Consider the following 13,484-nt stretch of genomic DNA (forward strand, 5'->3'; position numbering starts at 1 on the left):
AAATATAATTAATTGGTGGAAAACTAAGGTTTAGACACAGATAGTAATTCCGTATCTTTGATTTTCAACAATTTCTTAGTTATGCCCGATTTTTCTCACTTACATGTTCATACTCAATTCTCTCTATTAGATGGTGCTGCTGATATAGGCAGAATGTTTAAAAAAGCTGCAAATGATGGTATGAAAGCAATGGCCATTACAGACCATGGCAATATGTTTGGAGTCTTTAAGTTTGTTGCTGAGGCTGCGAAACATGGAGTAAAGCCCATTGTTGGTTGTGAATTCTATGTGGTTGAAGACCGACACATCAAGCAGTTTACAAAAGAAAAAAGAGACAAGCGCTACCATCAATTAATGTTAGCAAAGAACCCTCAGGGATATAAAAACCTAATTAAATTATGCTCGCTGGGTTATATGGAAGGCATATACAGCAAGTGGCCCCGTATCGATAAAGAGCTGATTTTAAAGTATCATGAAGGACTGATAGCCACTACCTGCTGCCTTGGAGCAGTTGTTCCGCAATATATTCTAAACAAATCTGAAGAGGAGGCCGAAGAAGAATTTAAGTGGTGGTTAGATCTGTTTGGTGAAGACTTTTATATCGAGCTTCAAAGGCATAATCTTCCTGAGCAAGAAAAGGTAAACGCAGTTCTTTTAAAGTTTGCAAAAAAATATCAAGTGAAAATGATTTGCTCCAATGATTCACATTATGTAGATCAAGAAGATTCAAATGCGCACGATATTTTGCTCTGTGTTAATACCGGCGATTTGCAAAGCACTCCCATTGCTACTGATGAAGAGGGTGGAAAAGGATACCGTTTTGGATTTCCAAACGATCAGTTTTTCTTCAAAACCCAGGCAGAAATGTCGAGCCTGTTTCACGATATCCCCGAAGCTGTAGATAATACCAATGAAATTGTAGATAAGATTGAAACTCTTCAACTTAAGAGGGATATTATGCTTCCTAATTTCCCTATTCCTGATGAGTATAAAATTCATAAAGGACCTGAAGCTGATAAGGAGAACCAATGGGAATATTTAAAGCATTTAACCTATTTAGGAGCAAAAGAACGTTATAAGGATATTGTTCCGGAAGTTCAGGAGCGGATTGATTTTGAACTTTTTACGATCAAAACAATGGGTTTCGCCGGTTACTTCTTAATTGTTGCAGATTTTATAAAAGCAGGAAGAGACCTTGGAGTTTTTATTGGACCCGGCAGAGGATCTGCCGCCGGCTCTGTGGTAGCCTATTGTACAGGTATCACGAATATCGATCCGATTAAGTATAATCTCCTTTTCGAACGTTTTCTAAATCCAGATCGGAAGTCTATGCCCGATATTGATACGGATTTTGATGATGAAGGCAGGCAAAAGGTGATTGATTATGTAGTTGATAAATATGGTAAGAATCAAGTTGCTCAAATCATTACCTATGGCTCAATGGCGGCCAAAAGTAGTATAAAAGATGTTGCCAGAGTGTTGGATCTTCCTTTAAGTGAATCAAATGCTCTTGCGAAACTTGTACCCGACAGACCGGGCACAAATTTGAATAAAGTCATATCCTTGTCTACCCAGGAAATTAAACAGCACTATGGTCAGGACTTTGAGAATATACAAAAGCTTCAAGAGTTTCATACGAGTACGAACAGCATGCCTGGTAAGGTTTTAAAAGAGGCACTTATTTTAGAAGGGTCTGTTCGAAATGTGGGAATTCATGCAGCCGGTATTATAATTGCACCAGAAGACTTAACCAATATTATTCCGGTCTCCACTTCCAAAGAATCTAATCTATTAATTACCCAATATGATGGACGTGTAATTGAAGATGCGGGCGTTATAAAAATGGATTTCTTGGGTTTAAAAACCCTAACCATTATTAAGAATGCACTTTCTTTAATTAAGCAGAATTATAATGAGGACATTATTATTGATGATATTCCTTTGGATGATCTGGCTACCTTCGAACTTTATCAACGTGGAGACACGAATGGTACTTTCCAGTTTGAAAGTGATGGTATGCAGAAATACCTCAGAGAGCTGAAGCCGGATAAGTTTGAGGATTTAATTGCCATGAATGCTCTGTATCGGCCGGGTCCGATGGATTATATTCCTAGTTATATCAAGAGGAAACATGGCCGAGAGGATGTTAGCTATGATTTGGCTGACATGGAAGAATACTTGGCAGATACCTATGGAATTACAGTTTATCAGGAACAGGTGATGCTTTTATCGCAGAAACTAGCTGACTTCTCTAAGGGTGATGCGGATGTTCTGAGAAAAGCAATGGGTAAGAAGGATCGTCATACCCTGGATAAGTTAAAGCCTCAATTTGTTGAAAATGCTAAGAAGAAAGGGCATGATGTTAAGGTTTTAGAAAAAGTATGGACCGACTGGGAAGCTTTTGCGTCTTACGCTTTTAATAAATCGCATTCTACCTGTTATGCTTTTGTAGCCTATCAGACTGCTTATTTAAAAGCCCATTACCCATCTGAGTATATGGCAGCCGTACTTAATAACCAAAATAACCTTGAGAAGATTTCATTCTTTATGGAAGAGTGCCGTAAGATTGGGGTTATGGTTTTAGGACCGGATGTAAATGAGTCTGATTTACGTTTTAACGTAAACAAGAAGAAGGAGATCCGTTTTGGTCTTTCTGGTATTAAAGGAGTAGGAGATAAGGCAGTTGAAAGTATTATTGAGGAGAGGAAAGAGAATGGACCCTATACCAGTATTTACGATTTTGCCAGAAGAGTAAACTCCCGGACAGTGAGTAAAAAAGTATATGAGAACTTGGTATACAGCGGTGCTTTTGACTGTTTTAACTTACACCGTGCACAGTTCTTTTTTATCCCACCGGGTGCTACGCAGACAGGTATCGACCGTTTGGTGAAGTATACAAGCGACTATCAAAATAATAAAGATAATTCTGCCATGTCTCTTTTTGGTGGGACTAGCGATGCAGATATTCCTGAACCAACCTTATCAGAATGTCCGGATTGGGATCTGATTGTTAAATTAAAATACGAGAAGGATGTGATCGGTATTTATTTAACGGGACATCCTTTGGATAATTACCGGGTTGAAATGGAACATTTCTGTCCGGATAAAGTAGAACTGTTGCATTTGATTGAGAAAATAAAAGGAGAAGCAGTAGATGAGGAAGTAGTAGAAGGATTTAATAAGATAAAGAATAAGGAAATGTTAATCGGTGGATTGGTTTCTTCCGTGCAACATCGTACTACGCGTAATGGTAAACCATTTGGTATATTCGTATTTGAAGACTATGCTGATTCTTACGAGATTGCTGTATTTGGCGAAGACTATGTCAAGTTTAGAGAATTCTTACATGAGGGTTATTTCTTGCAATTGCGCGCAACAGTAAGAGAACGATTCGGACAAAAAGGCAATTGGGAGCTAAAGTTATTGCAAATCCAATTATTAGATGAATTGCGTGATAAGTTAGCCAAGCATGTTGTAATTAAACTGTCACTCAATGAAATATCGCCAGGCTTTTTACTAGGGTTAAAAGAATTAGTAGAGCGAAATGCTGAGAGTGAAGGGGTGAAGAACTGCGAATTAAAGTTTGAGATTAAAGATCATGAAGATAGAATTAGGCTGGATATGCCTTCTAAAAGCATTCGTGTTAATCCGGATAATGAATTTCTTGATGGATTGAAAAAGATGAATTTAAATAACGTTAGGTTGAACTAGTGTCAGAATTGCAGATTTATACTTTGGTAAGGTATTTGAAGAAGTATATTTGTATCTTGTTTATATTATAAGATATATCACCACGTAAATAAAAAAGTATGACTATTGAAATCACAGACAGCAACTTCGAGGAAGTTGTATTGAAAGCAGACAAGCCTGTATTAGTGGATTTTTGGGCTGAATGGTGTGGTCCTTGCCGTATGGTAGGTCCTGTTGTAGAAGAGCTATCGAATGAATATCAAGGAAAAGCAGTTATCGGCAAAGTTGATGTTGACAATAATCCTGAAGTATCGATGAAATTTGGAATTCGTAATATTCCTGCATTATTGTTTTTCAAAGATGGAGAGATTGTCGATAAACAAATTGGTGCAGTTCCGAAATCGGTTCTTGCAGAAAAACTCGAAAAACAACTATAATATACTCTAATATATTCTTGTAAGAAAGGCCGGCTAATTAATTAGCCGGCCTTTCTTTTTTTCTCCTCATAGCCATCAATTCCCCTCGTATTATAGTGGTATGTATCTTTCTTGTAATTTACTTCGAATATTCCAGGGACATTGTTCGGACATGATAGGGGTTTGCCCCTACGAAGTCCCTAGAAAGTCCCTAGGATGTCCCTAGAATGTTCCTTGTATTTTAAAAGGTGTTAGTTACTAGCAATTTTGTTCATCTTTTGCCTTCAGTTTTATATTCAAAGAATTGCGATAAGATTTTTGTCTTTCCCATTTGTTTGAAATATTTAAGATTAGCTGTTTCTTAATTATTCGCGGACCAGCCTGGAAAATCACATTATTAGGAAGTTAATTTTTGAAAATATTCTTTAGTCGTTCGACGCTATTAATAAATTCGTTTTATAGCTTGTAAAAAGAATAGTCAGTAACTAAAGGTTCAAGGCCGTGTTGCCTAAATTCTGTTGCAATTTGTCCTCTGTGGTATGTTGAATGGTTGATGACGTGAAATAATATGTCGCGTCTACTGTTGCTGAAAGTTTGACCTTTACTATTTGAATAATTAATGACTTCATTCAGGTTCAACTTGTCAAGAATTTGCAAAGATTGTTCGTAGTTTGTTTGGTCTATATTCTTTAAGTCTTGTAGAACGTGAAGTTCCCAAACGCCGAAAGTTGCTTGTTGGGGAAAGATTCTGTTATTCCAGATTTGATGAGCATTTAAAATGTGGTTAAAGAGTTTTACTGCTTTCTCAGAAGTTTTGTCTGGACTATCGTTAAAAACCTCATACAACTTTTGATTGAAATGATGATTATACTCAAATAGTTCTTTGAAAAATTGTTTCATCTATCTCGGTTTTTGTTTTTCAATATTAGCGAATACAATTTAGTTAATCCAGCTCTATGTTTTTTCGTTCTCAAGGTTTCTCGCTACCCTAAAACCGAGATCGTCTATTTTAAATGAAATTGGGTGACTTCTTCTTCGGGTAGTTGCCATAACACTTCTTTCTTCATCGCACCAGCCACCACCTCTAAAAATCCGATAGGAACCATAAACCGTTTCATCATAAATATCATTACACCACTCCCAAACATTACCCAGCATGTCATAAACTCCGAATGAATTAGGCTCTTTCCGTCCAACTTTTTGACTGCTGTTTTCAGAATTGGTTTTATACCATGCTATCTTGTCTAATTCGCCATATCTAATCTCTTTGGTCCCGGCTTGACAAGAAAATTGCCATTCTGCTTCGGTTGGCAGCCTGTATCCATTTGCTAAAGAATCGAAAGTTATAGTTTCACCCTCGATAGGGATTTTGTAGCAGGGTTTTAAACCAGACTGTTCCGAAAGTTGATTACAGAAAGTTACTGCTTCTTTCCAGGTTACGGTTTCTACAGGCTTGTCGAGATCTTTAAAGTTGCTTGGATTTTCCTTTGTAATGGAGGTGTATAAATCTTGGGTAACTGGGAATTTACTAAGCAAAAAAGAGTTAAGGACAACAGTCCATTTTTGATTTGTCCTGTCGTCTCTTAACTCAATTTGTCCGCTCGGTATTTCTACCATTTGGCTATTAATTTTTGATTTGTCCACTAAGCTCTGATTGACTGCTATAGAACAAATCTACTGTTTGGTTACTGATTTACCAATGGATTAATGAAATGCATTAATTCACGGTCGTGGTTTTTTACAATTTTACTTTGATTGTCGAAGTACATAGTGATACCATTTTCTTGTGTATAGGGTTCCCACTTAGGCAATTTCCCTTCTACATTGGGGTTGCCTGTTTTAGCAAAGTTTAACCATACAGAACTCATTACGTCTGCCAATTCATAGGCTTCTTTTGAAGTTCCTGTCCAGTCTGATCTAAAATCAACATTGTTGAAAGCCAAAGGAATATCTAAACCATGGAAAGAACCTCTTGTTGCACTATCAACCGGACTCTTCCATGCTAATAAATAGCTATATACTGGGGCTTTGGATTGTTTAACCCAAGAATCAGCTGTCGCAATGGTATTAGGTCTGAAAACAGTATCAATAGAGAGTAGATCTTGAGGTGTAAAATCAGGGTATGCTTTTTCATATAATGAAACAAATTGATCAGCTCCACCTTTATAATTCTTTTCCAGCTGTTCTTTTGCCTGTTCGATAGTCAGATCTTTTTCATCATAGGCAACATTCATTAGCTCATTTAGAGTTGACCCTATCATCAGCGGTATATTATTTGAAATATCTGCAAATGCCGGGCTGAATGGTTGTTGTAATAGAACTTCGCCATCAGCAGAAGGAGCAAAGCCAAACATGGTTGATGATCCTGGTTTTCTTGGGCCTGATATCTCTTCTATGGCTGCATTTCCAGCATCTACAAGAGCTTGGTATGATATTGTATCTAGCTTTTCTACATTATCAGGGGTAACTCCTAATTTTGCAAGTACAGCTGAACCTAATGCTTGTGATTTTTCTTTGGTCATTACATTTACAAGCGTTCCACTTTGAATGATTGCCTTATTAAACAAACCATTTGCTGAAGGCATATTTAAGAGTGTGCCCACTTTGCCACCACCACCAGATTCACCAAAAATAGTTACGTTCGAAGGATCGCCTCCAAAGTCTTCAATATTATCTTTAACCCACTCCAATGCTTTTACAACGTCAAGCATGCCAACATTAGCTGATTGTGCATATTTCGGATCAACTCCAGACAAGTCAAGAAAGCCAAGAATGTTTAATCTGTGATTTATAGATACCATCACGACATCTCCTTTTTTAGCCAATGCTTTTCCATCGGTCATAGGGTCACTGCTGCTACCAACATGGAAACCTCCACCATGTAGCCAAAACATTACAGGGCGTTTCTTTCCATCATTCAATCCTTGTGTCCATACGTTTACACTGAATAGTTCTTCTTCATTCATTTTAGAATCGTCGATCCAGCTTACTATTTGCTTAGCTACCGGTCCGAATTCAGTAGTTTCACGAACATCTTCCCAAGAATCGGGATCTTGAGGTGGCATAAACCTTTCTGCTTTCGCATAGGGGATGCCTTTAAAAATAAATACACTATCCTCAACGGTACCTGAAACGGTGCCAAAGGTAGTTTTTACAATTGGTTCTTGATTTTGATTGGTTTGTGTGCTGCAGCCAGTGAAAGATAATCCGCCTGCGATTAAAAAAAGGAAAATAGAGTTTTTTGATAGTCTCATAGTAAAGATTATTTAGGTTTATAAATGGTAAACAAATATGCTAAATTTTATTTTGTTTCACTCGCACCTTCTCCTAATATAACCTTTGCTGGCAAAATTTAATTTGTTTCAGGGCTATCTTTTTGCCATTCGGCAAATGTTTTTTCCAATGTTTCCAAGAATACTTCTGCGGGTTGTGCTCCAGATATGGCATATTTGCGGTTAAACACGAAAAACGGAACACCTGTAACACCTATTTGTTGTGCTTCTTGAATATCTTGTTTTACCAAATAGGCATACTTGTCGTCATTGAAAGCCGCCTGCAATTCAGTCTCATCCAAACCGATTTCTTTTCCTAATTGTGTTAGAGTGGTTAAATCTGCTACGTTTTTATTTTCTATAAAGAAAGCACGGAATAAACTTTCCTCCGCTTGATCTCCCAAACCTTTTGTTTTTGCAAACTGTATTAGTTGATGTGCTTTCATCGAATTAACAGTTACTGTATTGTATAAGTCATATTCTAAGCCTACCTGTTTGGCATATTCGGTAACACTTGCAAGCATTTCATGTACCTTTTCTGCACTCATTCCTTTGCGCTTCACAAGATAATCTACATGGCTTTCGCTTGCCACTTCAGGAGCAGAGGGATCAAGCTGAAAGCTTTTCCACTCAATTTCTACTTGCTTGCTATTTGCAAATTTATTCAAGGCTGTTTCATATTGACGTTTTCCGATATAGCAAAAAGGACACATAATATCGCTCCATACCTCTATTTTCATCTTGGGAGTACTTGTATTTAAATTTTGTGTATTTTCCATTTGTATGATTTATAGTTATTTTAAATTTACTAAAAATTGATGCGATTGATCACCGCCAAATACGGTAGATAAAGAATTTTACTGGCCGTTATTAGTTCCTCTTACTTCATTCAATTTCATAGTCATGGAAATGGACTTGTTTTCAACCCATTCATCATATTCTTCGATTGCTTTCAACCTTAAACTATCATCTAAATAGCCTTCTTCTACCATTTGTTTTGATCTGGCTACTTGAGACCAAATTCCGACCTTTGAATCAAAGTCATTTCTATGTCTTTCATAATGTTCATCTGAATTTATTTTTTCAATGCCTTCCATCCCGATTTCTTTCATTAGTTCTGGTAGATCGTCCGCAATTCCATTATTCATTCCAGCATCATTTCTCCATTTTAAAAATGTTTTATAAAAGGTCTGCATACTTTCTGGCGGTTCAGGGTTCCATTCTAAATTATTATGGTTGTAGTCAAGAATAGAAATTTGGCCATTAGGTTTTAGTAAAGATTTCATTTTTAGTAAAGCTTCTTTAGGATTACTCAACCACTGAAGCATTCTTGCTGCTACTATTAAATCAAATTTTTGATTAGGCTCAAAGTCAAATAAATCACAGTGTATTAATTCTAAATTTTCAACACTTTTATAAGTTACTTTTCCGCTTTCTATAAATCTTTCTGTGTTATCAATACCAGTAACGCTTCCTGAATTACCAACAATTGCTGCTATATCTTTAGAAATTGCACCAGTTCCACAACCTACATCCAATACCACCATGCCTTTTTTGAGTATTAGCTCCAAGGTTCTGTAATCAACTTTTAAACTCCTATTGTCGAATATGTGTGTTGCTGACTGTCCTTCTCTTTTAATGTGTTTATTGTCTTTCATTTTCTATTTCTTTGTCAATTTGTATCTCAAATGTGTTGTCAAGTTTGATGGAATTACTTCTACAATTTGGAGATCATATTTGTCTTTATCAATTCCATCAAATAACCTAATGCCACTTCCTAAAAAAACAGGGCTAATATGAATGAAAAATTCATTCACAAGTCCTGCGTTGAGATATTGTTGAATAGTATTCGCACCACCTTGTATTCTTATATCCTTTCCTTTGGCTGATTGTTTTGCTTTTTCCAATGCACTTTGTATTCCGTCATTAATGAAATAAAAAGTTGTAGTCCCTTTTTGAACCCAAGGTTCTCGTTTTTCGTGTGTCAGCACATAAACATCTGCTTCATATAAATTTTCTGCCCAAGAGACTTCACCTTCTTCAAACATTCGTTTTCCCATAATGTAGGAACCCGTTCTTGCAAATACATCATCAATTAATTTACTGTCTGCACCATATTCTTCTCCACCTTCCATTTTAATGTTTTTCCAAAATGCTTTTTGTTTAAACATCCACTGGTGTAACTTCCCTGAAACACCACCCATAGGGTTGCTTGGACTTCTATTGTCGCCTGCAAAAAAGCCATCAAGCGATATTCCGCTATCAAATATAATTTTGCTCATAATTTTAATCGGTTGTTTGTTAAGTGGATGGTTGTTGTAAGTTCAACTATTGTCGCTCTATAATTATTTAGAAGCTTTCATATATTCAGCTATTAGTTTATCATTTGTGTCGTTGCTTTTTGATAAAGTTTCTATGATTTTTCTCTTTTCTGTGTCTGACCTATTTTGGCTCAACTTTTTCTTGGCTTGTAAATCCGTTACAAGAATTTCAAATGCTACAATCCCTTTTGACATTCTCAATTTATAGTCTTCAGGAAAATTGTCCCATTCTTTTCTGTACGAGGTTTCATAATTATCGATTGTCCTTTCAAGTACTTTAAAAGTCTTTTCTGTTTCTGTTATTAATTCCCCTTGTCCATAGGCGTGGATTGAAATGTAGTTCCAAGTCGGCACATTAAGTTCTTTATCATAATTTTTTGTCGAAATATAGGCGTGAGGTTCGCTGAAAATCACTAAAATCTTATTATTTACAATGTCTTGCCAATGGTCATTTGCTTTTGCAAAATGTGAAGTCAAAACAATATTGTCGTTTTTGGTAGTTATAAGGAAAGGCAAATGTGTTGCGATTGGAAAATTGTCTTTTGCTGTGATAAGAGTTGCAAAGCTAAACTGTTTCATAAATGCTACAATTTCAGTTTTGTCTGTCGTTAAGTTCATTTTTGGAATGTACATTGTATAATTCGTTTATGTAAATATATTAAAATATTGAGCTACATAAAGTTACTGCCATAAAAAAAGCCTGCAGATTAAAAGACTATCCTTTATCTCCAGGCTTAATATGTTTGACTAATTCTTTTTTTAGTCTTTGTAGAGTTCTTGTTGTAATTGTTTAACGCCTTCGTCGTGAATATATTCGTCATAAGTCATCAACTTATCGATATATCCTCTGGGTGTTATTTCAATGATTCTGTTAGCAACGGTTTGGGTTAACTCATGGTCACGGGAAGTAAATAGGAGGGTTCCTTTGAAATCATTCAATCCGTTGTTTAATGCAGTAATAGATTCCAAATCAAGGTGATTCGTAGGCTCATCAAGCAATAATAGGTTCGCTTGCTGAAGCATCATTCTCGAGAACATACACCTCATTTTTTCACCTCCTGAAAGAACAGAGCATTTCTTTAATACTTCTTCTCCTGAGAAAAGCATTCTGCCTAAGAAACCGCGAATGAATTGATCGTCTTGATCGGTATCAGAGAAGTCTCTTAGCCACTCGATCAGGTTATCATTTTTGCCTCCAAAGAATTTACTGTTATCCATTGGCATATCAGCTATCTTAATTGTGATACCCCATTTAAATGATCCTGTAAAATCTGTATCTCTACCAGCTAATACTTCATAGAAGGCGGTAGTGGCAAGACTGTTTCTGGATAATACGGCTATTTTGTCGCCTTTATTAACCATTAAGTTTAAGTCTTTAAATAAGACGGTGCCATCAACAGTTTTACCCAGATTCTCGATGGTTAGGATCTGATCTCCTGCTTCACGTTCCATGTTATTAAACATGATTGCAGGGTATTTTCTGTTTGATGGTTTAATCTCATCCAGATTGATCTTATCGAGTGCTTTTTTACGACTAGTAGCCTGTTTAGACTTGGAAGCATTGGCACTAAAGCGGCGGATAAAGTCTTGAAGTTCCTTCACTTTATCTTCCATCTTTTTATTCTGATCGGTACGTTGCTTTAAAGCTAATTGGCTTGACTCATACCAGAATGAGTAATTTCCGGAGTAGATAGACATTTTAGCAAAGTCGATATCGACAACATGCGTACAAACCGTATCTAAGAAGTGACGGTCGTGAGAAACTACCAAAACGATCGCTTCATAGCCGGCAAGGAAATCCTCTAACCAGGCGATGGTATCAATATCTAAATCGTTGGTAGGCTCATCCAGTAATAAAATGTCAGGTTTTCCAAATAAGGCTTGTGCTAATAGGACCCTAACTTTTTGATTACCGTCGATTTCTTTAAGTAATTTAAAATGCAAATCTTCTGTAATTCCTAAGTTGCTTAGGAGGGTAGCAGCATCGCTTTCTGCATTCCAACCATCCATTTCTGCGAAAAGATTTTCTAATTCTCCGGCGCGTTCGCCATCGGCATCGGTAAAATCTTCTTTGGCATAAATGGCATCTTTCTCTTTCATGATCCGATAGAGATCCTGATGCCCCATCATAACGGTTTCTATTACCGGAAATTCATCAAATTGATAGTGATTTTGGGTTAGCACAGCCATCCGCTCTCCGGGAGTAAAGCTTACCGAGCCGGTAGAAGGATCAACCTCGCCTGATAAAATCTTTAAGAAAGTGGATTTTCCCGCACCGTTGGCCCCAATAATGCCATAGCAATTGCCCTGTGTGAATTTAAGGTTAACATCTTCAAAAAGTACGCGTTTCCCAAAACGAAGGGATAAATTAGAAACTGTAATCATGGGCGCAAAGGTAAGGATTTGATATGAATTATGTAAGTTTTTATCACTTCATTGTTACGCGTACAGATTTAATAAAACATTGACTATCAGTTAATATTTCATAAATTTATATTGCTGTTGAATATGTTATTCGTTTTAAAATAATTGTGGTTTTCTTTTATGGAAAGATATTTTTTAATTCGACTCATTATCTTAATTGGATCCTTCGGTCTGATCTCGCCAGCATTTAGTCAAAAATTGAGCTTTAATAACGGACATCGTAAGGATAAAATGCGTTTTGAGCTTATTCATAATCTGATTGTTATTCCTGTGTTTGTAAATGATAAAGGGCCTTTTAATTTTATATTAGATAGTGGGGTTAAACCTCTTATTATTACTGATTCCTCAATAGTTAGTCCGCTGGATACTAATAGCTTGTTTCTTTCCCGGATTCGTGGACGAGGGATTGGTCCGGAGCTGGAAGCTTATGTAATGACGAACTTGAAAATTGATGTCGGAGCTGCTTCAGGAGAGAAATTATCGGCGATTTTATTAAAAGATGATCCCTTTCATCTTTCTGCATATGTAGGTATACCTGTCCATGGGATTATTGGGTCAGATGTCTTCAATAGCTTTATGGTTAAGGTGAATTATTTAAGTAAGAAGATAACCTTATACTATCCGGAAGTGAAGATTCGGAAAAGAGGTGATCGGATTCCTATTCAATTGATTGATGAAAAGCCATATGTGAATGTTTTAGTCAGCAGTGAAGATGGTACACAGGATTCTTTGTTGTTGCTAATTGATTCTGGAGCCGGACATGCTTTTTCATTAGATTTAAGGGATAATCAAGAACGGATACATCCAACTAAAACAGTAGCCGGAAATCTGGGTAAAGGTTTGGGAGGAGCAATTTTTGGTTTGGTAGGACGCTTGCCTGAGATTCAATTGGGAGAGTTTTCTATTAAAAATGTAGTGGTGGCTTTTCCAATGTATGAAGATGATGCAGTACGTTCGCTTATGACGGAAAGGAGTGGATCAATAGGTGGGGAATTGTTGAAGAGGTTTAACGTGTTATTTGATTATTCAAGAGGGGAAATTTATCTCAAAAAGAACAGACAATATAGAAATCCTTTTGAATATAATATGTCGGGAATGGAAGTATATGTTTCGAATGGTGAAGAGAATGACCGCCGGTTTTTTATTGGTCAGATAGATAATGATACTCCGGCTGAAGAGGAAGGCTTCATGGTTGGAGATGAAATTCTGTCTATTAACTTTAGGGATGCTTCCAGATACACATTAGATGAGATTAATAATCTCTTACAAGAAGAATCGACCACTGGTCTGATCTTTCAGATATTGAGAGATGATGACCGGGTTCTGGTTAAATTGCTTAAGTTAAAAAGAAGAATTTAAAG

The 13,484-nt window shown here is 36.6% G+C and carries 11 protein-coding genes; 3 read left to right on the top strand and 8 right to left on the bottom strand.

Annotated elements, in window-relative coordinates; translation table 11 throughout:
• The first annotated feature begins 81 nt into the window (after positions 1 to 81).
• Complete coding sequence (gene dnaE, locus VL047_RS09725) at positions 82 to 3,711, top strand: DNA polymerase III subunit alpha (RefSeq protein WP_325360083.1); 3,630 nt, start codon at positions 82 to 84, stop codon at positions 3,709 to 3,711.
• Positions 3,712 to 3,809: 98 nt separating this feature from the next.
• Positions 3,810 to 4,127 carry a thioredoxin gene (trxA, locus tag VL047_RS09730; protein ID WP_325360085.1) on the top strand — a complete coding sequence of 106 codons (318 nt, stop codon included), beginning with the start codon at positions 3,810 to 3,812 and terminating at the stop codon, positions 4,125 to 4,127.
• Positions 4,128 to 4,562: 435 nt separating this feature from the next.
• Here the strand turns inward: trxA and VL047_RS09735 are convergent, their stop codons facing one another.
• The 8 genes from VL047_RS09735 to VL047_RS09770 form a co-directional block, all read right to left on the bottom strand.
• A complete protein-coding gene (locus tag VL047_RS09735) occupies positions 4,563 to 5,006 on the bottom strand; it encodes a DinB family protein (protein ID WP_325360086.1) in 444 nt (147 codons plus the stop codon).
• 54 nt (positions 5,007 to 5,060) lie between these two features.
• Positions 5,061 to 5,723: a formylglycine-generating enzyme family protein gene (locus VL047_RS09740; RefSeq protein ID WP_325360087.1), complete on the bottom strand. Its 663-nt coding sequence runs from the start codon at positions 5,721 to 5,723 to the stop codon at positions 5,061 to 5,063.
• A 68-nt stretch (positions 5,724 to 5,791) separates the two neighbouring features.
• The gene (locus VL047_RS09745) at positions 5,792 to 7,360 is read right to left on the bottom strand and encodes a carboxylesterase/lipase family protein (RefSeq protein ID WP_325360089.1); all 1,569 of its coding nucleotides are present in this window, start codon (positions 7,358 to 7,360) and stop codon (positions 5,792 to 5,794) included.
• A gap of 98 nt (positions 7,361 to 7,458) precedes the next feature.
• Positions 7,459 to 8,157: a DsbA family oxidoreductase gene (locus tag VL047_RS09750; protein WP_325360091.1), complete on the bottom strand. Its 699-nt coding sequence runs from the start codon at positions 8,155 to 8,157 to the stop codon at positions 7,459 to 7,461.
• Between the two features lie 78 nt (positions 8,158 to 8,235).
• A complete protein-coding gene (locus VL047_RS09755; protein ID WP_325360093.1) occupies positions 8,236 to 9,036 on the bottom strand; it encodes a class I SAM-dependent methyltransferase in 801 nt (266 codons plus the stop codon).
• A gap of 3 nt (positions 9,037 to 9,039) precedes the next feature.
• Positions 9,040 to 9,660, bottom strand: a complete 621-nt coding sequence (locus VL047_RS09760; protein ID WP_325360095.1) for a dihydrofolate reductase family protein — start codon at positions 9,658 to 9,660, stop codon at positions 9,040 to 9,042.
• A 63-nt stretch (positions 9,661 to 9,723) separates the two neighbouring features.
• A complete protein-coding gene (locus VL047_RS09765) occupies positions 9,724 to 10,332 on the bottom strand; it encodes an FMN-binding negative transcriptional regulator (protein WP_325360097.1) in 609 nt (202 codons plus the stop codon).
• A 126-nt stretch (positions 10,333 to 10,458) separates the two neighbouring features.
• On the bottom strand, positions 10,459 to 12,084 hold the full coding sequence (locus VL047_RS09770) for an ABC-F family ATP-binding cassette domain-containing protein (RefSeq protein ID WP_325360099.1): 1,626 nt from the start codon (positions 12,082 to 12,084) through the stop codon (positions 10,459 to 10,461).
• Positions 12,085 to 12,243: 159 nt separating this feature from the next.
• On the opposite strand from VL047_RS09770, the gene VL047_RS09775 reads away from it, so the two are divergent.
• The gene (locus VL047_RS09775; protein ID WP_325360101.1) at positions 12,244 to 13,482 is read left to right on the top strand and encodes a PDZ domain-containing protein; all 1,239 of its coding nucleotides are present in this window, start codon (positions 12,244 to 12,246) and stop codon (positions 13,480 to 13,482) included.
• Positions 13,483 to 13,484 lie beyond the last annotated feature (2 nt).

The sequence above is a fragment of the Albibacterium sp. genome (assembly GCF_035514885.1).
Classification (GTDB): domain Bacteria; phylum Bacteroidota; class Bacteroidia; order Sphingobacteriales; family Sphingobacteriaceae; genus Albibacterium.

Excerpts from the sequence above, each read along its gene's own strand:
- trxA (WP_325360085.1), top strand. The coding sequence starts at position 3,810 with ATGACTATTGAAATCACAGACAGCAACTTCGAGGAAGTTGTATTGAAA.
- VL047_RS09775 (WP_325360101.1), top strand. The coding sequence starts at position 12,244 with ATGGAAAGATATTTTTTAATTCGACTCATTATCTTAATTGGATCCTTC.
- VL047_RS09750 (WP_325360091.1), bottom strand. The coding sequence starts at position 8,157 with ATGGAAAATACACAAAATTTAAATACAAGTACTCCCAAGATGAAAATA.
- VL047_RS09740 (WP_325360087.1), bottom strand. The coding sequence starts at position 5,723 with ATGGTAGAAATACCGAGCGGACAAATTGAGTTAAGAGACGACAGGACA.
- VL047_RS09735 (WP_325360086.1), bottom strand. The coding sequence starts at position 5,006 with ATGAAACAATTTTTCAAAGAACTATTTGAGTATAATCATCATTTCAAT.
- VL047_RS09760 (WP_325360095.1), bottom strand. The coding sequence starts at position 9,660 with ATGAGCAAAATTATATTTGATAGCGGAATATCGCTTGATGGCTTTTTT.
- dnaE (WP_325360083.1), top strand. The coding sequence starts at position 82 with ATGCCCGATTTTTCTCACTTACATGTTCATACTCAATTCTCTCTATTA.
- VL047_RS09765 (WP_325360097.1), bottom strand. The coding sequence starts at position 10,332 with ATGTACATTCCAAAAATGAACTTAACGACAGACAAAACTGAAATTGTA.
- VL047_RS09755 (WP_325360093.1), bottom strand. The coding sequence starts at position 9,036 with ATGAAAGACAATAAACACATTAAAAGAGAAGGACAGTCAGCAACACAC.
- VL047_RS09745 (WP_325360089.1), bottom strand. The coding sequence starts at position 7,360 with ATGAGACTATCAAAAAACTCTATTTTCCTTTTTTTAATCGCAGGCGGA.
- VL047_RS09770 (WP_325360099.1), bottom strand. The coding sequence starts at position 12,084 with ATGATTACAGTTTCTAATTTATCCCTTCGTTTTGGGAAACGCGTACTT.